19 protein-coding genes and 2 pseudogenes are annotated in these 24,667 nt (G+C 50.8%); 15 read left to right on the forward strand and 6 right to left on the reverse strand.

Annotation, left to right across the window (positions count from 1 at the left end; genetic code table 11):
• Nucleotides 1-99 precede the first annotated feature (99 nt).
• Entirely contained in the window at nt 100-912 is an 813-nt protein-coding gene (locus AC4LF3_RS21280) for a carbon-nitrogen hydrolase family protein (protein ID WP_491836671.1), read from the reverse strand.
• A 107-nt stretch (nt 913-1,019) separates the two neighbouring features.
• Between AC4LF3_RS21280 and AC4LF3_RS21285 the strand changes: the two genes are divergently transcribed.
• Both AC4LF3_RS21285 and AC4LF3_RS21290 read left to right on the forward strand, forming a co-directional pair.
• Nucleotides 1,020-1,793, forward strand: coding sequence for a helix-turn-helix transcriptional regulator (locus tag AC4LF3_RS21285; protein WP_491836672.1), 774 nt, complete (start codon nt 1,020-1,022; stop codon nt 1,791-1,793).
• 527 nt (nt 1,794-2,320) lie between these two features.
• A complete protein-coding gene (locus tag AC4LF3_RS21290) occupies nt 2,321-3,106 on the forward strand; it encodes a hypothetical protein (protein WP_491836673.1) in 786 nt (261 codons plus the stop codon).
• A gap of 3 nt (nt 3,107-3,109) precedes the next feature.
• Here AC4LF3_RS21290 and AC4LF3_RS21295 read toward each other — a convergent pair whose 3' ends face one another.
• From AC4LF3_RS21295 to AC4LF3_RS21305, 3 genes are all read right to left on the reverse strand, one after another.
• A complete protein-coding gene (locus tag AC4LF3_RS21295; RefSeq protein ID WP_491836674.1) occupies nt 3,110-4,249 on the reverse strand; it encodes an AAA family ATPase in 1,140 nt (379 codons plus the stop codon).
• A gap of 16 nt (nt 4,250-4,265) precedes the next feature.
• Nucleotides 4,266-5,123, reverse strand: coding sequence for an RNA ligase family protein (locus tag AC4LF3_RS21300; protein WP_491836675.1), 858 nt, complete (start codon nt 5,121-5,123; stop codon nt 4,266-4,268).
• A gap of 269 nt (nt 5,124-5,392) precedes the next feature.
• The gene (locus AC4LF3_RS21305) at nt 5,393-7,687 is read right to left on the reverse strand and encodes a glycoside hydrolase family 5 protein (RefSeq protein ID WP_491836676.1); all 2,295 of its coding nucleotides are present in this window, start codon (nt 7,685-7,687) and stop codon (nt 5,393-5,395) included.
• A gap of 759 nt (nt 7,688-8,446) precedes the next feature.
• Between AC4LF3_RS21305 and AC4LF3_RS21310 the strand changes: the two genes are divergently transcribed.
• Together AC4LF3_RS21310 and mapR are read left to right on the forward strand one after the other, a co-directional pair.
• Nucleotides 8,447-8,569 carry a hypothetical protein gene (locus tag AC4LF3_RS21310; RefSeq protein ID WP_491836677.1) on the forward strand — a complete coding sequence of 41 codons (123 nt, stop codon included), beginning with the start codon at nt 8,447-8,449 and terminating at the stop codon, nt 8,567-8,569.
• A 121-nt stretch (nt 8,570-8,690) separates the two neighbouring features.
• Nucleotides 8,691-10,100, forward strand: a complete 1,410-nt coding sequence (gene mapR, locus AC4LF3_RS21315; protein WP_491836678.1) for a GntR family transcriptional regulator MpaR — start codon at nt 8,691-8,693, stop codon at nt 10,098-10,100.
• A 107-nt stretch (nt 10,101-10,207) separates the two neighbouring features.
• Here the strand turns inward: mapR and AC4LF3_RS21320 are convergent, their stop codons facing one another.
• A complete protein-coding gene (locus AC4LF3_RS21320) occupies nt 10,208-11,296 on the reverse strand; it encodes an NAD(P)-dependent alcohol dehydrogenase (RefSeq protein WP_491836679.1) in 1,089 nt (362 codons plus the stop codon).
• A gap of 398 nt (nt 11,297-11,694) precedes the next feature.
• Between AC4LF3_RS21320 and AC4LF3_RS21325 the strand changes: the two genes are divergently transcribed.
• The 5 genes and pseudogenes from AC4LF3_RS21325 to AC4LF3_RS21345 all read left to right on the forward strand — a co-directional run.
• The gene (locus AC4LF3_RS21325; RefSeq protein ID WP_491836680.1) at nt 11,695-13,641 is read left to right on the forward strand and encodes a type VI secretion system Vgr family protein; all 1,947 of its coding nucleotides are present in this window, start codon (nt 11,695-11,697) and stop codon (nt 13,639-13,641) included.
• A 20-nt stretch (nt 13,642-13,661) separates the two neighbouring features.
• Nucleotides 13,662-14,102 carry a DcrB-related protein gene (locus tag AC4LF3_RS21330; protein WP_019366212.1) on the forward strand — a complete coding sequence of 147 codons (441 nt, stop codon included), beginning with the start codon at nt 13,662-13,664 and terminating at the stop codon, nt 14,100-14,102.
• Nucleotides 14,103-14,164: 62 nt separating this feature from the next.
• Nucleotides 14,165-18,376, forward strand: a complete 4,212-nt coding sequence (locus AC4LF3_RS21335) for an RHS repeat-associated core domain-containing protein (protein ID WP_491836681.1) — start codon at nt 14,165-14,167, stop codon at nt 18,374-18,376.
• Nucleotides 18,370-18,777, forward strand: coding sequence for an immunity 22 family protein (locus AC4LF3_RS21340; RefSeq protein WP_491836682.1), 408 nt, complete (start codon nt 18,370-18,372; stop codon nt 18,775-18,777). The genes AC4LF3_RS21335 and AC4LF3_RS21340 overlap by 7 nt, the downstream gene beginning before the upstream one ends.
• Nucleotides 18,778-18,834: 57 nt before the next feature.
• Nucleotides 18,835-19,352: pseudogene (locus AC4LF3_RS21345) on the forward strand (IS5 family transposase); the annotation flags it as partial.
• Nucleotides 19,353-19,377: 25 nt separating this feature from the next.
• Here AC4LF3_RS21345 and AC4LF3_RS21350 read toward each other — a convergent pair.
• A complete protein-coding gene (locus AC4LF3_RS21350) occupies nt 19,378-20,460 on the reverse strand; it encodes an IS630 family transposase (RefSeq protein WP_447110440.1) in 1,083 nt (360 codons plus the stop codon).
• A gap of 265 nt (nt 20,461-20,725) precedes the next feature.
• On the opposite strand from AC4LF3_RS21350, the gene AC4LF3_RS21355 reads away from it, so the two are divergent.
• The 6 genes and pseudogenes from AC4LF3_RS21355 to AC4LF3_RS21380 all read left to right on the forward strand — a co-directional run bounded on the left by AC4LF3_RS21355 (nt 20,726) and on the right by AC4LF3_RS21380 (nt 24,658).
• Entirely contained in the window at nt 20,726-21,232 is a 507-nt protein-coding gene (locus AC4LF3_RS21355) for a hypothetical protein (RefSeq protein ID WP_491836683.1), read from the forward strand.
• A 14-nt stretch (nt 21,233-21,246) separates the two neighbouring features.
• On the forward strand, nt 21,247-21,723 hold the full coding sequence (locus tag AC4LF3_RS21360) for a hypothetical protein (protein WP_491836684.1): 477 nt from the start codon (nt 21,247-21,249) through the stop codon (nt 21,721-21,723).
• Between the two features lie 186 nt (nt 21,724-21,909).
• Nucleotides 21,910-23,067, forward strand: coding sequence for an RHS repeat domain-containing protein (locus tag AC4LF3_RS21365; RefSeq protein WP_491836850.1), 1,158 nt, complete (start codon nt 21,910-21,912; stop codon nt 23,065-23,067).
• A 473-nt stretch (nt 23,068-23,540) separates the two neighbouring features.
• Nucleotides 23,541-23,765 (forward strand): annotated as a pseudogene (locus AC4LF3_RS21370) (RHS repeat-associated core domain-containing protein); the annotation flags it as partial.
• A 231-nt stretch (nt 23,766-23,996) separates the two neighbouring features.
• A complete protein-coding gene (locus tag AC4LF3_RS21375) occupies nt 23,997-24,155 on the forward strand; it encodes an HNH endonuclease (protein WP_491836851.1) in 159 nt (52 codons plus the stop codon).
• A complete protein-coding gene (locus tag AC4LF3_RS21380) occupies nt 24,152-24,658 on the forward strand; it encodes an SMI1/KNR4 family protein (RefSeq protein WP_491836685.1) in 507 nt (168 codons plus the stop codon). Before AC4LF3_RS21375 ends, AC4LF3_RS21380 begins: the two co-directional genes overlap by 4 nt.
• Nucleotides 24,659-24,667 lie beyond the last annotated feature (9 nt).

Consider the following 24,667-nt stretch of genomic DNA (forward strand, 5'->3'; position numbering starts at 1 on the left):
CAACTCCGTATAGTGATTGTTGATACCGCGCTTACGCGGTCGGGTGTTGTGGCAGTGCTGAATCAGCAAAAAGATAATTGTTGTTATACGTTTATTGGCCTAAATAATAAGTTCGCGAATCCCTCCCGGTTGCTCGATCAGCTCCCCCGGCAAACTCAGGCGACGGTCATCGAGATACCGATAATCCTTGCGCACCGCCTGAAGCTGGCTCAGGTCCAGCGATGCGCTCAAGTGCGCCTCTTCCCGACCGGCCTCGACCAGCATGTTTCCAAAGGGATCGACTACCGCACTGCCTCCTGCAAAAGTGAGGTCACCATCGCCTTCACCCACGCGGTTCACCATCACGGCAAACGCCTGGTTTTCGATTGCGCGAGCCATGATCGCGGCTCGGTGTACAGGCCCATAAGGGTCCATGTTGCCGTTGGTTACGATAATGAGCTGTGCACCCAGTTGCGCCAGCGCGCGGGCGGTTTCGGGAAACTCGATGTCATAGCAGATCAGCAGACCGACCCAAACACCGTTCCACAGACAGGTCGCAAAGCGGTCACCAGGCGATAGCACTCCCTGATCCGACGACCACAAGTGCGTCTTCCGGTAACGCAGCGCAATTTCATCCGGGGTAATCAGAAGCGTGGTGTTGTAATAACGCTCGCCATCCGCTTCAGCAAAGCCGATGGCGACCGAGACCTGTCTGGCATGCGCAGCCTGACGAACCCGACTGATCGTCGGGCCATCAATGGGCTCGGCGACATCTGCCACGTTTTCATGGGTTGGAAAACCGCTGAGGTGCGTTTCTGGAAACACAATAAGCTGTGTATCCGGTGCACAGGCTTCGATAGCCGCCAATGCCGTTTGCAGGTTGTAAGCCTTATCGTCATCACGGCCAGCCACCTGGGCCAGTTCAATCTTCATGAATGCTCCTTGATACATCAGCCGTATCGAACACATTGGTTTGGCAGTATGGTGCCCGCGGTTTGGCATGATAATCACGCCGGTGGGTTAACCCTTTTGAGGTAGGCATGGGTATGGAACTAAAGGATATCGCCTGGCATCAGTCGGTTGGTCAACTGATTGATGCGCTCGATGCGCCCAACTTCTGGATCAGGCTGGTACGATTACTGGCGCGCTATCTGCCCTTCGACAGCTGGGTAGCGCTGCTTTTCAGTGCCGGCAGGCCCATTGTACTGGCAGAAAGTCCGACCAGTGATGGTGGGCCTGATCCGCTGTTTCAGGACTACATCAACGGCCTGTATCTTCTGGACCCGTTCTACATCGCCTCTCGTGAGCAAGCCCACAATGGCCTGGTTCGGCTTGACGACGTCGCACCAGAATGTTTTGAGCAAACCGATTATTATCGTCTGTACTTTCGGTTGAACGTGGTCGCTGACGAAATCCAGATCAACTGCCAGATCGATGCTGATCAGACGCTTTGCCTGTCCCTTGGCTCGCGCCAGCGTTTCAAACCTGACCAGATAGCCCTGCTCGGTCTGATTCAACCCTGGATAATGGGTCTCATGCGTCAGCGCCTACGCTTCGAGCAAGGTTCCACTGCGCCCGCCGTTCCCGCTTGGCAACACCGGCTGGAGACAACCAGCCAACGCAGCGAAATGCCGTTGACCACCCGTGAGATGGACGTTGCACGTCTGGTACTGAGTGGCTGCTCAGGCAAGGAAATTGCGCGGAAGCTGGACATCTCTGTCGAGACCGTCAAGGTCCATCGAAAACACATCTATACCAAGCTCAACATCAAATCCCAATCCGAGCTGTTCGCGGTGTTCTTTCAAATCAACTGATATATACCGGCTGGGTAGCTACCGTGCTGGTAATGCTGAGCCTCATCAACAACCGACAGGAATTACGACAGACGTCGTAATTCTGGAGACCTGTACGTATTCTCCACCCAAGGTTACTCCCAGGCAGAATTGCCATTGATATGTGCCCTCGGCGCTTTTAACCGCCGAAGTCGTATCAGCCTGAATAGAGTTTTTGCAGAGGGTATTAGGGGTAAATAAACGTAAGCAGGAGGATTGATTGTACTCAGCCGAGCACGTGACCGGCTCGTTTCGCCCTGCTCCGGTCTGCTTCAATCAACGGTGTGCCAAAGGGCTCTGGCATGCCTCAGACAGCTCACTCTTTTTTCTAGTTATTTTCCTCAAGAAAACCAACGCTATACCGATAGCCTTCTAATGAAAGCCTCCAACTGGCAAACCATGAGACGCCAGGAAGGCACTGCACTCGGGTTGAAGTTTCCGGGCGCACATTCTCATTAGAGGCATTCAGGTCTTGGAAAGGCCTGCTCGAACAGAAGGTATAACGACACATGTCCACCTCAGCACTGGCGCTGATGTTTGTCAGCTGCATCCTTTTATTTTTATTCATGGCCTATGTGGACCAGGTTGCAGACCGTTATCAACTGGATAAGGCTCGTCTGCGAGCAGACCTGAATGACCGGATTTACCGTATCGGCACCTTGTCGGAAACCTTTCCAGCCCAGTTCATGACACCTGAACTCAAACAGCTTCTAGTCAGACTAGAACTCAACCTTATTCAGCGCATCGGCCGCCTGGAAAAACCTACCGAAGCCCTGACGGAGCGCGAGTCCCTCCTGCAGGAGCAGGAAAAACTCGGTCTGGACATTTCGATCGAGAATCAACCATGCCCTCTGTCAAGCGAGGCGGCCTTCAAAGAGGTGAGCTTTCAGCTGGAAACCCTTAATAGTCAGGTTCACCGCGCCGTACAGGATGGCCTGCTTACCAAGGCGGATGCTTCCGGCTGGTTCAAGTCAGTCAGATATTGGCTTGCGCTCAGCAATATCGAAATGTTCGATAACATGGCCACCCAAGCGCTTGAGTCAGACCAGCCCCGCCTGGCAAAGCGCGCTTATGAACGTGGCCTTCAATATATCCGCAACCAATCTGATCAAATGGCGTTTCAAGCCCAGCGCGAAGCTTTTGAGAGCGGTATGGAGACCGCTGAGAATGCCATCGAGAAACAGACCCAGGCCGAACAGCAACTCAAGGCGCCTCCTGTTGAAGAAAAGGCACCTGAGCCTGAAGAGGGCAGCGAATGGAAAAAGAAGCCACTCTACGACAAGAGCGAGGTGTGAGCGTTAGGCCAGATACTCGACACAGTCCGCCTCGCTCGGCAGCGGTACTTCCCACCGGTAGAGCATCCGCTGGATATCCTGATTTCGCAATGACGTGTTTCGCCTGGCGTTACGCTGAAGAATGACCCGCTCCGGCTGCTCAAGATAAACGATTCGTATTGAGGCGTTGTATTGGTAGAGCAAATCCAGGGTCTTCTTGCGCATTTGGCCGGACAGATGCGTTGCGTTCCAGACAAAGGCCTCCCTGCTCCGTAACAACGACTTAGCGGTATCCACCGCATAATGAGCGACGGCCCCTTCGTTCTTGCCATGAGCAAGCCCCAGTGCGTCCCGTGCATCATCGTAAGAAACGACCGGCAGCCCTGGCAGGTTTTCTGCGACCCATGTGTTCTTGCCACTGGCAGGCAGACCCGCCATGACTACCACATCGGAGCCCTCCTGCTCCCGATAATGACTGAACGCCGGATGAATACGGGCACCGCGAAAATAGCTCATCCGCGTGTAATCATCAGGAAAAGCCTTGGCTGAATACAGGCAGCTTTCTTCCTCCGCCAACTGTTGAAACAACACGATATCATCCAGTACGTGCTGCTTGTTCGGGTAGATACGCCCTTCCATATCCGCGATGGCCATAGCGATCAACATCCAGAGTGGTAGCTCCCAGGACAGGCGATGCGCCAGAAACTCTGGAGAATGTCCTGAGCGATCACCGCTCAACGCCCAGAACGGCACCTGATGCACACTGATGATTCGGCAAATGGTTTCTCGCAACGAGAATGGCACGCCTGCCTTCCAGAGCAATATGCGGGCATCAATTGAACCACGACGAGAGTGTCCCGGTTGGCCGATACGCCCAGTGACCTCATCTATAACAGTAGTGTCCGGCTTGGCAATGTCGTGCAAAAGTGCCGAGTAGAACAGTACGAAACGCTCTTCAGCACTTGCGCGTTCATAGGCACTTCCACCTACCATGGCTTCAACCACCATACAGGTATGGGTCCAGACATCGCCTTCGCCATGATAGGCAGGCTCCTGCGGCGTACCTGCCAACCGAGTCAGTGCCGGTATTGCTTCTACGCACCCCTTGAAGTCGGGCTGCTGGCCTGGTGCAGCAACCAGGCGCTCAAGTGTTTGAAAATCCATATTCCATTTCTCCTTGTTATTGTTTGTTCAAACATTCCCACGTCACGATAGGTACTGGTGCATAGAGATCAACATCGGGCGCAAGCTCATTGGGAATGTAGGGCTGACGCAAGTGATGCTCATTGGCGTCCAGAATGGTCTGCACGAAGTCTGGCCTGACCCACTTCATCCGTGCGACTGTTTCGCAGGCTGTCTCGACTTTCAGGTAAAGCCCTTCCATCAGATCAGAGGTATCGCATTGAGACCATGCCTTACTCAGGTCTAGCTCTTCACGCCGCACTGTATCTTCGAACCGCTCTCTCCACCGATCGGTTCGGGCCCAGGACTTGCCAACCAGTGCCAGCAGGTCTTTGAGCCTTACAGGCGCAGGACCCTCATACAACACAGGTACAGACAGGACAGGCCCGCCGGCTAACAACACGCGGCGCTCAGCGGTTGACAGAAAGATCTGCCTACGACGATCCCAGATGTCGAACTCGAAAAAGACACCCGGCAACTGATCGTAGAAAACCGAATGCTTCTTGCTCATGACCTCGCCAAACATCACGTAGCGATCTTCAAGTCTCTCAAGCAGAAACAGTTCATGGACGCGTGCCCATTGCTTGAACAGGTTGAACTGCTTCTCCCGTGAGCCCCCGATAAGGTAGTGCCCACGTGACTGAAGCAGGAGTTCAGCATTAGCGGAAAAGCTGATTGCTGCATTAGCGCCATCAAGCTTTTCCTCCACCACGATGAATTGTTCTTTCAGCGTGCTCAGCTTTACCTGGTCATGGTCGCAGTCACCAGGTTGCAGGCGCGACGACTCCAGGTGAGGCGTTCGCGGGTATTTAAATAATTCATGTAATTGCGCATAGACGCGCGAGTCGAGAGTCATGGTCTTCTCCAATCAAACAGGGAAAACCGACAACGCTCAGGAACGATAGATGACAGCTACGCGCAGACCAACCGCTTACCGGGACCGTTGTCGGATCAGATGTAAAGGTTGATGCAGGGCACTGGCTTCACCACTTTAGAAAGGAGGGTTAAACGAAGGGCGCGAATTAAGCCTTACTCCCGCCCGTGCTGTCAAACCGGAATCGATCATTCGCGACGTACATCAAACCTCATAAAAAGCCGCCCGAAGGCGGCTTTTCCGTCATGGCGTTACTTAGCGGGGCCTACTGCCGTACAGCTGTTAGAACGCTGTACATACTTTTGCAGCGTGGCCCACTGAGGACGATCCTGGCCATTCAAGGGTTCTACTGAAAGCTTGTAGCTACCCCAGCCCGGACCAGCCGCCCAGTACGTGGCAGGAATACAGTTCTGCTGGAGGTATGAGAGCAGATTATCCATCAGTGGCAGCCAGCGAGCATCGTCACCTGGCACGCCAAATTCAGCGATATAGCCCTTCTTCCCGTTCTTTTTCAGCCAATCCACGAAAGGCTTTGCACGATTGACGCCCAGCATCGCGTTGAGCTGGCTGGTATCTTCCGGGCTATAAGTACCGCTGCCGTCCTTGTCCAGATAGACGTGCGCTGCAAAGATGATGTTATTGGCCGAGTCCTTGAGGCTGAGCAGACTGTCATTGTAATAGGGCCATAGCGATGCATTGGACCAGGCATTACCTTCCACAATCACCGGGTGAGTATGATCCACCGTTCGTACGCCATCGATTCCAGACTGGGCAGCCTTGAGCCAGTAACTATCCATGTCATGTGGCTTGGCCATGATGTCATACCCATACAGGGCAGGATGGCTGGCCCAGCGGTAAGCAATTCGGTACATCAGGTCCCAGAAATGGGTGTAGGTAACCTGCCCCGCCCCAATGATATTGCCGTTGTAGCGCCCATTGTTATGCACATCCAGGATAACCTTGATGTTGTATTTCTGGGCCAGGTTCATAGTGGTCTGGATCAAGCCAACCTGGTTGGGATCAAGCATTGTGCTGAGCTTAGGCTGTATGCGCTCCCATAGAATAGGAAAGCGGATCAGACGGATCCCTTTCTGATTCCACTGCTTGAAATCCGCCTCTGTGGGATACAGGTAGTCAACACCGTTTTTGCCGGGTACGACGTGTGGAGCAAACGCTGCGCCTGACAAATTCAAGCCGACCAGATCTATCCCGCTGCGGGTGACAGGCGTTACCGGTTGCACGACAGGTTTTGCCGGTTGGCTAGGCGTAGCGGGCTGTGCAGGTGCAGGTGCAGGAGTCGCTGGTTTTGCTGGCATGGCAGGCACGGCTGGTGTAGCAGGCGCAGTCACGGGTTGACTCGGTGTAGCAGGTGTTGTCGTAACAGGCTTACTCGGCGCAGGAGTGGCAGGCTTTGATGGAGTAGCAGGCTGCGTAGGTACTGCCGGCTGAGCCGGTTTAGCGGGTTGGCTTGGTGCTGTTGCGTCAGTATCGTTTATAGGTCCAAACGCAGTACATCTGGTGTTATTGACGTACTTTTTGAGAGTTGGCCATTGAGGACGCTCAACACCATTTATAGGCTCCACAGACATGAAATAGTTACCCCAGCCCGGACCTGCCGCCCAATAGGTGGCCGGAATACAATTCTGCGCCAGATATGCCAGCATGTTATCCATGATGGTATTCCAGCGAGAGTCATTGTCCGGGATGCCAAACTCACCGATGTAGCCTTTCTTGCCGTGCTTCTTTAGCCATTCGATAAAGGGCTTGACTCGCTCAACGCCATACATGGGGTCAAGCTTGCTGACGTCAACGGACTCGTAATTGCCGCCCGCATTGTTATCAAAGTAGGTGTGCGCAGAAAAGATAAGGTTATTTGAAGGATCCTTGAGATCGAGCAACGTATTATTCCACTGCTCCCAGCGCGTAGCCTCGGCCCACCCGTTGCCTTCGACAATAATGGGGCGAACGGTATCAACCGCACGTACACCATTGATGCCGTATTGAGCTGCCGTGTTCCAATAGTTCAGCGCACCATTAGGCTCATTCATGATGTCGTAGGCATAAAGCGACTTCTGGCTGCTCCAACGCTGCGCGATCTTTGTCATGATCTCCTGATATCGCGCATAAGGCACACCGCTTGTTCCAATGATCTGGCCGCGATATCGAGCATAGTTATGAAGGTCCAGAATGATCTTTACGTTATGCTTTTCTGCATAGCTGAACGTGCTATCGATCAATTGCACATACTTAGCGTCCAGCGCACCGCCAAGCGTAGGCTGCAGCCGCTCCCAGATAATTGGGAAGCGCACCAGTTTTATGCCCTTCTCACTCCACTGCTTGAAGTACGATTCTGTCGGAAATATATAATTGGTTCCGTTGATGCCGGGCAGCACGTGTGATGCGAAGCCAGCCCCAGACAAGTTCAGCCCCACCAGGTCGACCGATGCCACAGCCGAAGACGAAACCAGTAACGCCGCCAATGGTAGCGCGCATTGCCTCATTACTTTGAAAGCCAGACTACGGGAACGCCTGCTTGAGCTTTTCATGAATTCCCCAATAAACCTAAAGTGTCATTTCTGAAGTGCGCACTTAACGGCCGAACCTAAAAGGCTCGTATCAAGACTGTTATCGTTTTGGTCTTCAGGCAGAACTAACTACCTTGCTTGGTGGCCGAGCGTGGCTGTACTACCGGGGGATTGAGAAAAGCGTGCCACTCAAAAAGCAGTGAAATCAATATCAATATGACACTATTGTTTTTCGTCAATACATATAAAATATATTTAAAATCAATAACTTATAAAAACTTTTCTCTGTATTAAACAGCTATTTGTGAAACAGTTGTTTTAGGTTTTTCCAAAGAAACACGAATTACTTTCGACAACGTTCACAAAATTTAGGGGTAGAGAAAGCAGTTTTAAAAATTCATAAAATTTACACGCTTACCAAGCATGAGAAAGAGTTGACAAAATGCTGTTGGCCAAGCGTAACGGTTTGGGACCAGCAGTGACATTTTTTGTCACAAGGGTCGTGCCTTGAAGACAAATCAGCCCAAGCTGAAGGCGGTCTACCAGAGTCAACGCGTATTGAGACTACTCAGCTAGCGGCGTGCAACAATGCCAAAAAAGGGTGACTCAACATCTGATACGGTTTTTTATTAAGAGTCTGAATCTGTTTTGCGCACGCCTAGAGCCCTACTGTAGCCACATGGGTAATGCCGGTAGAGAGCTGCTCTAGCAAACACATCCATTCGCTACGATGCCTGTCTCAATGCTTACCCTTCCCTGCTATCGCAAGAGGTTTCAATCATGAGCGACGTATTCTTCATGTCACTGTTTGGCTTTCTGGCCTTCGTTCTACTGGGATGGGGGTTTTACGCTGGCGTACAGCTAAACAAAGATAGAAAGGACGTTCAGAAGAACAACCGCTAATGCATAGAAAGGCCATCAGTGTCTCGACGCAACCGCTTTCAATCTTCTGTTTTAAGTCGTAAGCGCTCGTATAGACACCAATACGGTATAGGCATCAACCACCAGCGCTGCAGCGAAAAGCATGAAACGTTACGAGCGACTTGCTGACGAAATTGCGAACCTGATTCGAACCGGTGTACTTAAGGCGGGTGAAAAAGTCCCATCGGTACGTCATGCCAGTCGTACCTACACGGTCAGCCCTTCGACTGTATTTCAGGCTTATTATCTGCTGGAAGATAAAGGGCTGATCATTGCCCGCGCCCGCTCAGGCTATTACGTACGTGAGCATGCCAAGCGCCCGCTGCATGAGCCTGAAATTACTGGTCACAAGGCTGAAACCACTGAGGTGGATGTCAGCGAACTGGTCTTCTCCATCCTGAACTCTATCAAGGACCCTGCGACCACTCCATTTGGGTCTGCCTTTCCCTGTCCACAATTGTTTCCGCTTCCTCGCCTTGCCCGCAGCATGACCCACGCATTAAGACACCTTTCAACCCAGGCCGCTATTGCAGACATGACGGCAGGCAGCAATGAGTTGCGCCGTCAAATAGCCCTTCGTTATAGGGTCAACGGTACTCGTCTCCCGCTTGAGGAGTTGGTTATTACCAACGGAGCGATGGAAGCCTTGAACCTATGCCTGCAAAGTACAACGAGCCCCGGCGACTTGGTTGCAATAGAGGCACCTGCTTTCTATGCGACGCTTCAGGTATTGGAGCGTTTAAAATTGAAGGCCGTCGAGATCCCCGTTCATCCCCGGGAAGGTGTTGATCTTGATGTGCTGGAGCACAGTCTCTCTCATCTTCCTATCAAAGTTTGCTGGCTCATGAGCAGCCTGCAAAATCCTTTGGGCGCGAGCATGAGTTTCGAGAAGAAGCAGGCGCTGTACACACTCTTGAAGCAGCATCAGGTTCCATTGATTGAAGACGATGTCTATGCCGAGTTGAATTTCTCCAACCAACCGTTACGAGCCGTGAAAAGCTTTGATGATGATGGGCTGGTCATGCATTGCGGTTCGTTTTCGAAATGTCTGGCACCGGGTTATCGAGTGGGCTGGGTTGCTGGCGGACGCTTCACCGAGGCCATTGATCGCCTCAAGCTCATGACGACCATTTCTCCTTCGGTTCCTGCTGTAGCGGCCATTGCAGACTATCTACAACATGGTGGCTATGACCGACACCTACGAAAACTGCGCCATGCATTGGAAACCCAGCAGAGCGCCATGCTGACCTCAGCCGCACGGCACTTTCCGAGCGAAACCCGTGTAACCCGCCCAACCGGCGGTTATTTTCTATGGTTTGAATTTCCAGAGCGGGTTGATACGCTTCAGTTGCTCCGTATGGCCATCGCTCAGGGTATCAGCCTTGCTCCCGGCCCTATCTTCTCGGCCAGCCAACGCTTTGGAAACTGTGCAAGGCTGAATTATGGCCATCCCTGGACGGCTGAGAGTGAGAAGGCAATGGAAACGCTAGGCCGCATGATCGATACGTTCTGAACAACCCAGCGTCCTTTATCCCACTCTTAGCCTCTGCCTGCTGCAACTGAAAGTTCAACTGCAACAGGCCAATCAGGCCAGGCGTTAGCAATGTAACTGGCCGGGCATTAATTCCATTTCAGGACGGCTTTAACGGTGATTCCCTGCTTGGAATCTTCAAATGCCTGATTGATGTCCTTGAAATCATAAAACCTGACAAGCTTGTCGAACGGAAAGCGCCCCGCCTTGTAGTACTCGATCAGCTTGGGAATAAAGAGGCGTGGCACGGCATCACCTTCAATCACACCCATCATGGTCTTTCCTTCCGCCATGATCTCGTTATGAACATCAATGGTCATCTCGGGGGTTACGCCTACAATCGCCGCCTGCCCTAATGGCCGCAGCGCCTGCAGGCATTGGCGAACAACCGGCGGAACCCCTGTAGTTTCAACCGCGTGGTGCGTACCGCCCAAAGAGACAGCCTTGATTTCCCTGACCACATCAACCTGACTACCGTTGAACACATGCGTAGCGCCCAGCTCCTTGGCCAGCTGAAGTCGGCTCTCATGCACATCAACTGCAAAAATCTGAGCACACCCTGCAATCTTTGCCGCCATGATCGCGCTCAAACCCACAGCACCGCAGCCATATACAGCAAGGCTATCGCCAAACCCTGGGCGAAGGCGGTTGAGGACTGTTCCACTACCCGTCTGGATACCACAGCCCAGCGGCCCTAATAACGCCAAGTCCACGTCCTTATCGACCTTGACGACATTATGTGCACTGGCAACCACGTAGGTGCCAAAGGATGATTGACCAAAAAAGGAAGAGAGCTCGGTATCTCCCTGGCGAAGCCGACAGGTATGGTCCTCCATGCGGCCGCCAAAATTGAGATCGTTAAAGACCCTGCACACCGTAGGATGCCCGGTCAGGCAATTTTCGCATTTACCGCAGTGCGCAAACGACAGGACCACATGATCGCCTATCTCCAGATCACGAACATTACGGCCTACCTGCTCGACAATGCCCGCGCCCTCATGACCAAGGACTACAGGATAAGGCGACAGCCCAAGATCACGCGCGACGGCGTCGGTGTGGCAAACCCCTGTCGCAACGATCCGAATCAGCACTTCGTTAGTGGCAGGGCCTGATAGCGTAACCTCCTCAAGACTAAAAGGCTGTCCTTTGGAGTGCGTAACCGCGGCCATTATTTTCATTGTGGGGCTCCTGGCAAATGTCTGAGCAGAGACGGCTCGCTCAAAGAATAAAAGTGGCGCAAAACCTCCATTCAACATGGCATTTACGCATAAACTTAACAAGCATAACCATCAGACCTCTCACAGGGAGCCTCACTGACTTAGGCCGCTTGACCCACCAAATGCCAAAGCGACTTAAGCCTGCCTAAAAACCTGTAAGAACTGGTTCGTGTTTTTGAGTAACACCCACCTCATCTCTGGCTACTGCGCAAGATTCTGCCACTGGCTTTCGTTTAGCCTGCGGCCATATCTCTAACCGCCAATCCCGCGCATGGGATTAATTTACGCATCTCCAGAAAAGCGACACGCCGCCCGCCTGGACATGACTTGTATACCGAGCAGGAAGCAGAGGAACCAGGATGTTCTCCCCAGCCAACGAAACCCAGTTCATACTTGAGATTCCCGGCGTCTCTCATGATTTTCAGGTGCTGGAATTTGCAGGGCGGGAAGCATTGAATACCGCCTTCCGTTTCGATATTGAATTGATCAGCGAAAGACCCGACTTCGATCTTGAATCCTTACTCAACCAGCCTGCCTTCCTGACACTGGACCAGACGGGTACAGGCTTCAATGGCTTGATTCACAGTGCCGAACAAGGCGAGTCCGGCAAGCGTATGACGCGCTACCGTGTCACGCTCGTGCCGCGTGTCCACTATCTTTGCCATCGGCATAACCAGCGTATCTTCCAGCACCTTAACGTGCCGGACATCATCGCTACCGTTCTGAAAGAGCATGGCATCCTATCCAATGCCTTTCGTTTCCAATTGGGCTCGGCTTACCCAGAACGTGAATACTGTGTTCAGTATGATGAGACCGATCTTCACTTCATCAATCGGCTTTGTGAAGAGGAAGGCATTCATTATCACTTTGAGCATACCCAGGCCGAACACATCATGGTCTTTGGTGATGATCAGACCTGCTTCCCCAAACTGAGCCCTGCTCTTTTCCAGCAAGATACCGGACTGGTTGCAGATCATCAGGTCATACGAAAGTTTGCAGTCCAGGTTGAAACACGAACAACCAAGGTTAGCCGCCGGGACTACAACTTTGAAAAGCCCAAGCTCACCATGGAAGCGTCTCACACCGGCGAGGCTGTGCTAGAGCTGGAAGATTATGACTACCCTGGCGCCTTCATGGACCGCGCCCGTGGCAAGCAGCTAAGTCAGCGCACCCTGGAACGTCATCGCTCGGATTACCAGATCGCTCGCGGTAAAAGTGACCTGCCAACACTTGTTTCCGGCCACTTCATGCCCTTGACCGAGCACCCACGCAGTGAGTGGAATGACTTGTGGCTACTCACTGAGCTGACACACGAAGGCAAACAACCCCAAGTATTAGAAGAATCCATATCCTCGCATGTAGATGACAAGGATGGCTTCCAGCAGGGCTATCGCAACTTCTTTACGGCAGTGCCCTGGGACACGATCTTCAGACCAGCCCTGAAGCACCCTAAGTCAAAAATCCTGGGTAGCCAGACCGCAATTGTCACCGGCCCGGCTGGAGAAGAAATCTACTGCGATCAATACGGTCGCGTCCGCGTGGAATTCCATTGGGATCGATTGGACCAGATGAACGAGCACAGCAGTTGCTGGCTGCGTGTTGCCAGCAACTGGGCCCATGAAGGCTATGGGGCCGTCACGATTCCCCGAATCGGCATGGAAGTGCTGGTAACCTTTCTAGAAGGTGATCCGGACCAGCCGCTCATTACAGGCTGCCTGCACCACGCTGCAAACCTGGTGCCGTACAACCTGCCCGCCAACAAGACCCGGACAGTCTTCAAGACCAGAAGCACGCCTGGCGGCAATGGCTTCAATGAACTGCGAATCGAAGATAAAGCCGGTGCGGAGCAGATCTACGTACATGGTCAGCGCGACATGGACATTGAAGTGGGCAATTGTGAAACCCACTCCGTAGGGGTTGACCGAACCAAAACCATTGGTCAGGACGAAACGGTAGTCATTGGTCAGAACCGCATGCGTATCGTCAAGGTGGATGACCAGCTGCTGGTAGGCGGCTCGAAGGTGGATAGCGTCAGCTCAACGTATCTCATTGAGGCAGGTGAAGGTATTCGCCTTGTTTGTGGCGAAAGCGTCATTGAGCTTCGTGCAGACGGTCAGGTCAACCTGTCCTGCGTTGAGTTCAATATTACTGCCAGCGGCAACGGGCAAATCAACACTACAGGCGGAAAGCTCGACATCAACATGCCAGACGGCAAATCAGCAACCGAGCCTTTTGGCGAAGGCGTCAAGAAAACCATAGATGCCAATGTTGACGCCGTGTTCAACACCTCTGGCCAGCCCTCTTAAAGGTAGAAAGGATTCAATACATGAAATATCAGATTCAGGAAGGCCGCTTCCTTTTGCCCGATGGCTTCGCAGACCGGACAGTCAATATATTTGCTTTGGGAGGAGTACCAAGCTCCTTCACGTTTAGCATCTCCCGAGATGCCCTCCACCCCGGCGAGACGCTGTCTGAATACATTGACCGGCAAATAGGAATGCTGTCGGCACGGCTACGCAAGTTCAAGCTTGTGCATAGGCAAGAGGCCGTACTGTCAGAGACCCAACCCGTGAACGGTATACAAATCGACTCACATCATCAGAGCGATGGTCGCCTTATCTATCAGCGGCAGGCAGCTTTTTTGATGAAAGACGAGCGAATTCTTGTGATTTCTGCCACCACCCAGTCCCCGTTTGACGCCTATCACAATAATACCTGGAGCTCGATCCTTTCGACGTTTGAATTAGCGTCAGACGATCTTTCCTAATCGCATCGTTGATGCATTAACGCAGGCAAGCGTTCCGTTGCTAAACAGACAGGGAATAGTTGATGTACGAAGCAGCCAGGCTGCACGACAGCATTGTCCATACCGAGGCGTTGACAGGCTTTCTGATAGGCGCAGCCATTGGTACCGCTTTTGTAATAGGCGGCGCCTTTGCAGCATGCACATTTGGCTTGGGCGGCATTGTATTAGGTTTGGCCTTGAGCACAATAGGTACGCTTCTGCCCGAGTGGGGCGAAGAGATAAAGCAGAAAGACCAGACAGTAACAGGCAGCATCCTTAGTGGGTCTCCCAATGTATTCATCAATGGGCGCAATGCCGCGTATGCCGAACAAAGTGAAGTCATTTGCGACAAGCATAGCGATGAGCCGCTTGTAGCGGAGGGCTCTGAAAAAGTCTTGCTCAATGGCTTGGGCGCTGCGCGCAAGGGGGACCGTACGACGTGTGGGGCCACTATTGAAAGTGGCTCACACAACGTGTTTATCGGGGCAGAAAGTCGCGCCTACCTGGAAGTTGAGGAGGAAGTATCCACAGCGCTCAGAATCGGCGTTGGCGTTGGGATGTTCCTGGCTGGACTGGGTCGCGGAGGCCTAAGCTTTGCATCGCTTAAAAACGTAAGGGCACTTAAGCCCTGCCTCATGAAGTTTGCTGCTGTCTTTGCTGGAGGCTATGCGCTTAACATGGCCTTGAGCGCTGGTGCCAACTCTCTTTTTCATGCTGCAAGCGGCTTATTTGGTAACCCGGTAGACGCTATTAATGGGCGTAAGGTTCTACTCGATGAGTCTGAAACAGATTTCACCTTACCCGGCCTTTTACCTATTAAATGGTCGCGCTTCTATGCGAGCGACATTGAGCAAATAGGTCTACTGGGTCGCGGTTGGGTGTTGCCTTGGGAACAAACACTGCAACTCGAAGGTGATGCTGTCCTACTAAAAGACAGTCAGGGGCGAGACGTCAGGCTCGATGCTTTGAAGCCCGGCGAGAGCATCTACTACCCTGATGAAAAAATCACCTTGGTCTGTACGGAAGGCGGCCACTACTTATTAAAAACACTGGACGATGTTTACCTATATTTCGGTGAACTTCATAGGAATGCTGAGCCGGCCCGCTTACAGCGTATTGAAGATGCATTAGGTCATTACATCGCCCTGCTCTACCGAGATAGCCTGCTGACCGATCTCTATGCCTCAGGTGAATTACACCTGCACTTGGGCTATAACGAGGCACGTGATCGTCTGGTCCGCATTGAGCGTATCGTAAACAAGCGCCCCGTCGAAACCCTGGTTCGTTATGGCTACGACACCTTGGGCCAGTTGGTATCTGTAACCAACCGGAACGGCGATATCATTCGGCGCTTCGCCTATGATCAAGGGCGTATGAGCCTGCACGAAAGTGCACTAGGGCTGCACTGCCACTACCGCTATGCAGAGTTTCCAGACAGCACTTACCGCGTCATCGAACATTGGACAAACGATGGTGAGCACTATCAGTTCAACTATGACCTGAAGCAACAGGTTACTTATGTATCAGATGGTCTAGGTCGTAGTGCCAAGGTCCGCTATAACGAAGCCAAACGAGTCGTGGCCTGCCAGTACTTCGGTGGCGAATTGTATGCCTTTGATATAGACGATGCAGGCAACACAACGGGCATTACCCTGCCAAACGGCAGCAGCATGCAGTTTGAATACGACGAGTTCAGCCGATTGGTTGCTGAAACCGACCTCCTCGGCCGTACAACCCGCTATGAGTACAATCGCTATACCGAACAACTCGTTCGCCTTGAGCACGCAGATGGCAGCACTCATGAATGGCAGTACGACCGTAACGGCATACTTCTAAAAGAAACCGACACGCTTGGTAACCAAACCCATTACATAAGCGATGAAGACGGCCGAATCCATACCATACGTGACCCTTTGGGCAACCAGACCCACATGTGGTGGAACGAGCTAGGGCAGGTGCTTCAGTCCCAGGACTGTTCAGGCAACCGCACCCACTATACTTATGACGAACACCAGCACCTGTGTGCCATCACCAATGCCCTAGGGCAGACCACCCGCCTGCACCGTAAACCCGATGGCGAAATCCTGCGGGTGGAGCATCCAGATGCCACGACAGATCACTACAGCTATAACGCACTAGGCCATCTACTCAGCCATGCGGATGCTGACGGCCATACAACTTACCTAAGCCGAAACATTCGGGGCTTGCCGGTAGAGCGCAAGGACGCCAAAGGCCAGCGGGTTCGTTACCACTATGATCAGGCGCTGCGTCTGGCTGCCCTGGTAAACGAGAACGGGGCGGCCTATCGCTTCGCCTATGACTCAGCTGACCGCCTGATTGAAGAAGTTCGTATAGACGGCCTGCGCCGCCGTTTCCACTACAACGTATCCGGCGCACTGGTCCGCATGGATGAGCATACCGCTGACCAGGCGGGACTAGGCCAGACACGCTCAAGCGAATTTGAGCGCGACGCCATAGGTCGTTTACTTAGCAAAATGACCCAGGATGCTCGCCTGGATTACACCTATGACGAAATGGATCGGGTCGTAGCCATTGAACGGCAGCCCAGCGAGCACGGTAAAACGCTGGGCATACGGCCGGACCTTCTTAGCTTCAGCTACGACAAGGCTGGCCGCTTGGTAGAAGAGCAGTCAGCCTTGGGCGCACTAGGTTACACCTACGATGCGCTAGGCAACCTTACTCAGCTCAGCCTGCCGGATGGCCGCACACTCAATCACCTTTATTATGGCAGCGGCCATCTGCACCAACTAAACCTCGACGGCTTGCTGATCAGCGATTTCGAGCGTGACGCCCTACACAGGGAGACCTTGCGTACCCAAGGCAGCCTAACCAGCCGCTTTGGATACGACAGCTTTGGCCGTAAGCGCTGGCAAGCGGCCATTGAGTTGCCGCATGAACAGCTCTCGCAACTCAACGCGCAAAAGAACAGCCTGCTCGGCCATCCTGAACATCCCGCCACGCTCATCCATCGCCGCTATGAGTACAGCAAGGCCGGCGAACTATTGCGGCAGATCGATAAGCACCGTGGCGCTACGGACTACAAATACGATGCTATTGGCCAACTGCGCAGCCGCGAACCGCACCACCCCCAGCTCGGTAATGAGGACTTTGGCTACGACCCTGCCGGCAACCTGAGCGCCTCCCAAGCCTTGAGTCCAGACAACCGTCTCAAGGCCTGGAAAGACCTGCGCCTCACCTACGATGCCTGGGGTAACGTAAGCGAGCGGCACAGTCCTAATGGTTATCAGCGTTTTACCTACGACTGCGAAAACCGCCTGGTTAGAGCCGAAACCTATCGAGGCCATAAATCACTGAGTCAAGCCAGCTACGAATATGACTGCCTGGGCCGCCGTATCGCCAAGCATGTTCTAACAGAGGACAAAACCGAAACGACCCACTTCCTCTGGCAAGGCCTGCGCATGCTGCAGGAGCAAAAAGCGGATTTGTACAGCCTGTATATCTACGAAACCGGCAGCTACGCCCCGCTCGCTCGTGTAGATACAAAGCCAAACCAAGCAGATGAGCCTAAGCGCTACTACTTCCATACCGACCAGATTGGTACGCCACTTGAGGTTACGGACGATACCGGCGGTATGGTATGGCGCGCTTACTACAAGACATGGGGTGCGTTGGAAGCGCTGGTCCCGAGAGAGATTGAGCAGAACCTAAGGTTTCAGGGGCAGTACTACGATGCCGAAACGGGCCTGCACTACAACACGTTTCGTTATTACGATCCGCTGATAGGACGGTTTACGACGCATGACCCGATAGGCCTTCTAGGTAGTAATAATTTATATAATTACACAACCAATTCAATAACTTGGATTGACCCATTAGGCTGGGCACCTTGGGAGTTTGGTAAATTCAATGAGTGGTTCAATAATGCGACAGTAGATGATATTGTAAGTAACAAAAATTATGTTTCAGAAGCATTACGTGGTGGTGCTGGAAAGCACGAAATGTTCCCTGTATCTCTTGCCTGGAAAGCAAAAGAGTTAGGTTTTACTGCCGAAGAAATTAAGAAATACACCGTAGATACGAGTCGTATCACCTTTATCAATGTTACAGACTCGCAAGGTCGGCCAGTTCCAGATGGTGGGCATCATGGAAGCCGGGCTGGTCGCCATTTTCATAACAAGCTAATTGAGGACCTTAAAACTGCTAGTAGCAAAAAACAGGCAAAATTAATAATAGCTCATCACCATCGCACGCACATGAGATTAGGAGCATGTTAGTTATGTTAAAAAAGAGAATTCATTTGTGGATCGGTAGCAATTTCCTTCCTGAAAATGAATATTTGCAATATTTCGAGATAGATCATTCAACCGAAGGCGATTTTGATAATCCTAGCTATAAAATATGTGGCTTTTGTAGAGATATTGGTGAAGTATGGTACGACGAAGACTTCATAGGAATCATTCCTCGTCAAGAAGGAAATATTCCCGTCCCTGATCTTTTGATTGAGGCCGCTGTAGACCCAAAAGAATATCCAGCCATTATAGATAAATGCTTGAAACTAGGTATAACTGAGGCTAATGCTCTAATTTGGTATCAGGACGAAGATTTAATTTTACCTACACCTTATAAAGATAGCTATAACGGCCTAAAATATATTGGCAAATATTTTGAAGACTAGGGTTTGTCTGAAAAGTCGCGTTTGTTAGCCTAATGCTGTTGTTGCAAGCGGAGGCAGAAAAAAAGGGGCCCGGACGAACCTGTAGATCATTGCCTGGGACGCAGCCGGAGGTGGGTTAGGTGCCAAGATTCATCTGCTCTGTGATGCCAATGGTTATCCGCTAGGCTTTACCTTCTCGCCTAGTCAGCAGGCCGATTCGCGCAACTTTATCCCGTTACTGGATCAGGTGCGTCTTCCAGGTTCTCAGGGCAGACTACGCAAGCGTTGCCGGGCGGTGATCGCGGGCAAGGGCTAAGATAGTAAAGGGTTGCGTCGCTATTGCGACCGCTTCGGTATGCAGCCGGTGATTGCCCAGCGCACAATGCACCGCAAGCCCCGGCCAGGTCGGTCTGCCTCGCCTGTTTGATAAGCCCAAGTATCAACAACGTAACGTGATCGAGCAGCTGTTCGGTTGGTTAAAGGAGAAGCGTCGGCTCTGTACTTGCTTTGACAAGCTGGCTAGCAGCTTCAAGGCTATGGTGACGCTGGCCTGTATCGAGCGATGCATGCGTGCCGACTTTTCAGACAAACCCTAATGTGATGAATCACAAGTACGTTTAATTAGTTTCTACGAAAAGCTCGTGCTGCTCTACCTACTGAAGCCAGGATTTCACCAGCGCTTCTACTCCAGCGGAAGGGCCTCGGGTTCTGGTTGTAAGTAGCCAGGTAATGGTTAATAGACTGCTCAAGATCGCTTACGCTGGTATGTGATTGCCGCTTGATCCATCTCTGGCTAAGGGTCGAGAAGAAACGTTCTACCAGGTTTAGCCAGGAAGCCGAGGTTGGGGTGAAATGCACCTGATAACGAGGGTGTGCGGCTAGCCAGGCCTTTACCTGATCGGTCTTATGTACCGCATAGTTGTCCATGATCAAGTGAACCGGTAGGTCCGTACAGATTTCTTCATCAATAGCCTTCAAAAACTCCACAAACTCAGCGCTACGATGACGACGCTTGAGACGCCCAATCACTTCGCCTGTGGCAACATCCAGCGCAGCAAACAATGACGTTGTGCCAAAGCGCTGATAGTCATGTGTTCGAGTGACCGGATGGCCTGGTGCCAAAGGCAGACCTGGCTGGGTTCGATCCAGGGCCTGGATCTGGCTTTTCTCATCAATACACAGCACCAGAGCCTTATCCGGTGGGTTCAGGTATAGCCCAACGATGTCATGAACTTTATCGACGAAGGCCGGATCGGTTGAGAGTTTGAACGTCTGCTCAAGGTGAGGCTTAAGGCCAAAGGCTCGCCAGATACGTTGCACACTGGCCATGGAAATATCGGTAGCCTTGCTCATGCGGCGCGAACTCCAGTGGCTGGCATCCTCAGGCTTGGTTTGCCGGACCCGATCAACAACCTCCTGAACCTTCTCGTCACTGATACTGCGGGGTCGCCCAGATCTGGGCTCATCATTAAGCCCCTCAAGTCCCCATTGTGAGAAGCGAAGACGCCACCGCGATACGGTCTGAGCTGTAATACCCAGGCGCCTGGCAATCGATGAGCCGGGTTCACCGCTAGCGCAAGAAAGGATGATTTCAGCGCGTAGTTTTGAATCCGCAGGACCTTTACGCTGAGCCCTTCGACGGCTGAGCTCGGCATGTTCTTGCCTGGTCAGGGTGATCTGTACAGCAGGACGGCCTGTTCTCATCGCATGCCTCCTTGAGTCAGTTTTGAGTACTCATTCTTCAGACCATACTTATGCTTGGTAGTTGTGATTCACCACACTAAGAGCCACTAACAAAACCCATTTTGAGTTAGCTGATCGAGTTTAATACTCGCTGAGATTTCTTATCCTTGGCCTGCTGCATGGCTCTCTTAATGAGTTTTTCTTAGCAGCTTTAAATAAAATCAACGTCAAAAAGATTAAAAAGACTAAAAGGGTTCAGTTTCAGCGGCTGCTCATAGAGAAAAAGATGATCTCGTACATCACGCTAAACAATTCAATTGATGCCAGCCAGGCGATGCTTTTCTTCGGTGGCGAGGCATTATCTCTACAAGACTATGACTTTGGACTTTACAGCCGTAACCAGCGCAAAGTCATGATTGGGGTAGGCCTCGTTGATGCTGCTCCTTATCTAATCAAGCCGGTTTCTTCGGCAGCGGAAACAATTTCAGTTTACACTGGTAAAATTAATATCACAACCTGCGCCAAGCCATATTTTAAAAGCAACAATCATCAGATAGCTTTTGATGAGATAGAGCTTCCAAAAGGAAATTATTTCTTCCAAGTTATTATAAAACTGGATACTCCTCTGCTTTGTATAGGCGATTTGCCAGCCGATAAAATTGAGTCTATCCAATACTCTCAAGTATTAAGTGTTCAAATTTTGCTATCGAGCAATGAGTTCTTAAATAATAAAAATAAAAAGAGAATAATATGTCCCTTCTATGAGTCCTACGGTAACTTAGGTTTTTTCTAGCCGATTTACATCTTATGGATAAAATTATTAAGAAAGAGGTCGGTGACGGGCCGCATAATCTAGTCGACTTATTTAGCGAAACGGAGTTAGCTAATACTCTATTTGATGCAGGTGTATTGTGTCTTACCTGGGGTATATCGCCTTGGACCTATTACGTTTATAGTGTAGCGAGCCAAAACGAAATAGAAGCGCTTCCCCTACGCGATTGCCGTGTAGCATCAGGCTCATATCGACTTGCAAATGACATTATGCAGATGAGCATTGTACCAGGACACGAACTGATGAACTGGCCTAGTGCTGTTGACAAGAGGTGGCCCACAGTGGAAGTTGCAGGTACAGGTGAGACCCTCAATCTTGATCTGCATGTCCGTAGGTTTAATCCGATAGGTGGCAGCGCTGGCCCAGTTTTAGCGATGTTTAATGTATATCGGAACAACAATTTACTAGAAGTTTCGCCATTATTGAACGTAAATCTTGAAGAATTTAATTAGGAGTTTGTGCCTCCAGATGAGCATAGCGATTAAATATTCAAGCTTTTATTCTGCCCGATCGGCCATCCTAAACACCCCGCCACGCTGATTCATTGTCGCTATGAATACAGCAAGGCGGGCGAACTCCTGCGGCAGATCGATAAACACCGTGGCGCTACGGATTACGAGTACGATGCCATTGGCCAACTGCGCAGCCGCGAACCGCAGCACTCCCAGCTCGGTAATGAGGACTTTGGCTACGACCCTGCCGGCAACCTGACCAGCCTCCAGGCCTTGAGCCCAGACAACCGTCTCAAGGCCTGGAAAAACCTGCGCCTCACCCACGACGCCTGGGGTAACGTGAGTGAGCGGCACAGTTCAAATGGTTATCAGCGTTTTACCTACGACTGCAAAAACCGCCTGGTTAAAGCCGAAACCTATCGCGGCCATGACTCGCTCAGCCAAGCCGGTTACGAATATGACTGCCTGGGCCGCCGTATCGCCAAGCATGTTCTAACAGAGGACAAAACCGAAACGACCCACTTCCTCTGGCAAGGCCTGCGCATGCTGCAGGAGCAAAAAGCGGATCTGCACAGCCTGTATATCTACGAAACCGGCAGCTACGCCCCGCTCGCTCGGTTAGATACTGATCCGAGCCAGCCTGATCAAAAGCCTAAGCGCTATTACTTCCATACCGACCAGATCGGCACTCCGCTTGAGGTCACGGACGATACCGGCGGTATGGTATGGCGCGCTTACTACAAGACATGGGGTGCGCTGGAAGCCCTGGTCCCGAGAGAGATTGAGCAGAACTTGCGGTTTCAGGGGCAGTACTACGACGCTGAAACGGGCCTGCATTACAATACGTTTCGTTATTACGATCCGGTTGTGGGACGGTTTACGACGCAGGATCCGATCGGGTTGTTGGGTGGGGATAATTTCTATCAATACGCCTATAACCCGCTTGTATGGGTCGATCCCTTAGGATTATCTCCTGTAAGTCCTAAGACAATTCTATTTTCACAGGATAGTATCAATGTTGTTTTTGAAGATGGGAGAAATGTTAATGGCCTAACACATAGGCTTGTAAATGATCCGGCGTATATAAATGAAGTAGAGTCAATTCGAAAAGTTCGAATGCAGGACCTACCGGCGGATGTCCAAAATAGGCTGTTATCCCAAGGGGCTCATAAAGACTCAGTATTTAGTCTAGATAATAGACGTCTCTATGCAGCAAAGGCAGCAGGAATATCTAAGATTCCATCTAGATGGGCAACTCCAGAAGAATTGTCTAAAATTAATCTTGACCGAAGATTTTCAACTCTGGATGGTGGTAAATCAATAAGACTAAGAGGTTGTAGCTAATATGAAGATGAAGCCAGTAGAAACCAAATATGGTATAATCTATGGTCGAGACTCCTTGATTCTATCAAGTACCGAACTAAAACTCTATCCATTTAAACTTATAGTTAAAGCATCGTTATCTCTATCTTCTTGCAAACCAAAGGCTACAGACATTCAAGATATTGACATTGAGTTTTTGTTTACCGCTATTGAAAAGTTATCTATATACAAACTAGATGAATCTCCATTTGAAAAGCACTCACAATCAAGCTTTGACTCAATAGAAGGCGCCTATAAGGATGGAGTCGAGCATGTAGTGCTTAGCACTTATGATCATGTTTTCGAAGTTATAGGGAAATACCATATTAATTGTTAGGTATAGAACTGCAGGAACTGGCATATGAGCTTTTCACATGAGTAAAGACAGTCAATATAAAAACTAGCTATTCTTTACAGATAAAATAGATGTATTTATAGCTCATTTAGCATAAAAGTTTGGTGCACTGGAAGCTCTGGCACCAAGAGAGTTCGAGCAGAACCTGCAGTTTCAGGGACAGTACTACGATGCCGAAACGGGTCTGCACTACAATACGTTTCGCTATTACGATCCGGTTGTAGGCAGATTTACAACTCAGGATCCGATAGGCTTGCTTGGAGGAAAAAGCCTATACCAATATGGCATCAACCCAATTCTATGGTCTGATCCATGGGGTTGGAGCGGTAAGCCAGCAAACTCACCCTCACTCGAAAAGTGGATAGAAAAAAAGGGGGGAACTGCACATACAGAAATAGAAACAAGAACCTGGGTGTTTAGCGACTGGGAGGATAATACAGTGCGCTATTCAAACGGATATCCAGATTTCAAACCTTATGAGATTCAGAGTGTTAATATAGAGGGTTTAAAAGGCAATCACGGTAAGGGGCTTTCAGGAGATTTTGGTAGAGCTGATATGGCAGCACCACAGGGAAAAGCTAACTATGCCTTGAACACATGGCATCATCATGAAAATGGTACCACCATGCAGGAAGTTCCTAAAAGCGTACACAATAGATTCACCCATCGAGGTGGCGTCTCTAAAACTCTTAAAGGGTGCGCAGGTCAAAAATGAGTATAAATTACAGAAAAGGCGTGACAGATATTGAAATCAGTGCCTTAGAGAAAGACCTTAAGATCTCATTGCCTTCCGATTATAAGGATTTTTTAAAAACGACCAATGGACTTAGCGTCACTGACCCTGATTATTTTGATATTCCTTTTAAAAAAATTGACTGTGGATATATAGCGTTTGGTAGCTTATTTCCTACTAATGACCGATCAGAAGTATACGATATCGAATCTTTCAATCATGAATTTATTGATGAATTGGACTTTATTGAATCAGACAAAATTGCCATTGGCGAAGACGGGGGCGGAAACCCTTACGTGTTATTGATTAAGAAAGATATTGCAGGAGTATATTACTGGGATAGGACGCATTTACATGCAGAAAACAGTACTGAAGCCGACATAAAAGAAGTAGGAGAAAGCGGTGATCTTTACCAAATAGCGACTAGCTTCAATGAGTTCCTCACGATTTTAGCCCCCTACATTAATAAAACAAAAAATAGTTAAAGACCAACA

The sequence above is a fragment of the Pseudomonas sp. C2.3V genome (genome assembly GCF_058536325.1).

Excerpts from the sequence above, each read along its gene's own strand:
- AC4LF3_RS21280 (WP_491836671.1), bottom strand. The coding sequence starts at position 912 with ATGAAGATTGAACTGGCCCAGGTGGCTGGCCGTGATGACGATAAGGCT.
- AC4LF3_RS21340 (WP_491836682.1), top strand. The coding sequence starts at position 18,370 with ATGTTAGTTATGTTAAAAAAGAGAATTCATTTGTGGATCGGTAGCAAT.
- AC4LF3_RS21295 (WP_491836674.1), bottom strand. The coding sequence starts at position 4,249 with ATGGATTTTCAAACACTTGAGCGCCTGGTTGCTGCACCAGGCCAGCAG.
- AC4LF3_RS21335 (WP_491836681.1), top strand. The coding sequence starts at position 14,165 with ATGTACGAAGCAGCCAGGCTGCACGACAGCATTGTCCATACCGAGGCG.
- AC4LF3_RS21330 (WP_019366212.1), top strand. The coding sequence starts at position 13,662 with ATGAAATATCAGATTCAGGAAGGCCGCTTCCTTTTGCCCGATGGCTTC.
- AC4LF3_RS21375 (WP_491836851.1), top strand. The coding sequence starts at position 23,997 with ATGGCAGCACCACAGGGAAAAGCTAACTATGCCTTGAACACATGGCAT.
- AC4LF3_RS21305 (WP_491836676.1), bottom strand. The coding sequence starts at position 7,687 with ATGAAAAGCTCAAGCAGGCGTTCCCGTAGTCTGGCTTTCAAAGTAATG.
- AC4LF3_RS21320 (WP_491836679.1), bottom strand. The coding sequence starts at position 11,296 with ATGAAAATAATGGCCGCGGTTACGCACTCCAAAGGACAGCCTTTTAGT.
- AC4LF3_RS21310 (WP_491836677.1), top strand. The coding sequence starts at position 8,447 with ATGAGCGACGTATTCTTCATGTCACTGTTTGGCTTTCTGGCCTTCGTT.
- AC4LF3_RS21355 (WP_491836683.1), top strand. The coding sequence starts at position 20,726 with ATGATCTCGTACATCACGCTAAACAATTCAATTGATGCCAGCCAGGCG.
- mapR (WP_491836678.1), top strand. The coding sequence starts at position 8,691 with ATGAAACGTTACGAGCGACTTGCTGACGAAATTGCGAACCTGATTCGA.
- AC4LF3_RS21290 (WP_491836673.1), top strand. The coding sequence starts at position 2,321 with ATGTCCACCTCAGCACTGGCGCTGATGTTTGTCAGCTGCATCCTTTTA.
- AC4LF3_RS21380 (WP_491836685.1), top strand. The coding sequence starts at position 24,152 with ATGAGTATAAATTACAGAAAAGGCGTGACAGATATTGAAATCAGTGCC.
- AC4LF3_RS21285 (WP_491836672.1), top strand. The coding sequence starts at position 1,020 with ATGGGTATGGAACTAAAGGATATCGCCTGGCATCAGTCGGTTGGTCAA.
- AC4LF3_RS21300 (WP_491836675.1), bottom strand. The coding sequence starts at position 5,123 with ATGACTCTCGACTCGCGCGTCTATGCGCAATTACATGAATTATTTAAA.
- AC4LF3_RS21360 (WP_491836684.1), top strand. The coding sequence starts at position 21,247 with ATGGATAAAATTATTAAGAAAGAGGTCGGTGACGGGCCGCATAATCTA.
- AC4LF3_RS21325 (WP_491836680.1), top strand. The coding sequence starts at position 11,695 with ATGTTCTCCCCAGCCAACGAAACCCAGTTCATACTTGAGATTCCCGGC.
- AC4LF3_RS21350 (WP_447110440.1), bottom strand. The coding sequence starts at position 20,460 with ATGAGAACAGGCCGTCCTGCTGTACAGATCACCCTGACCAGGCAAGAA.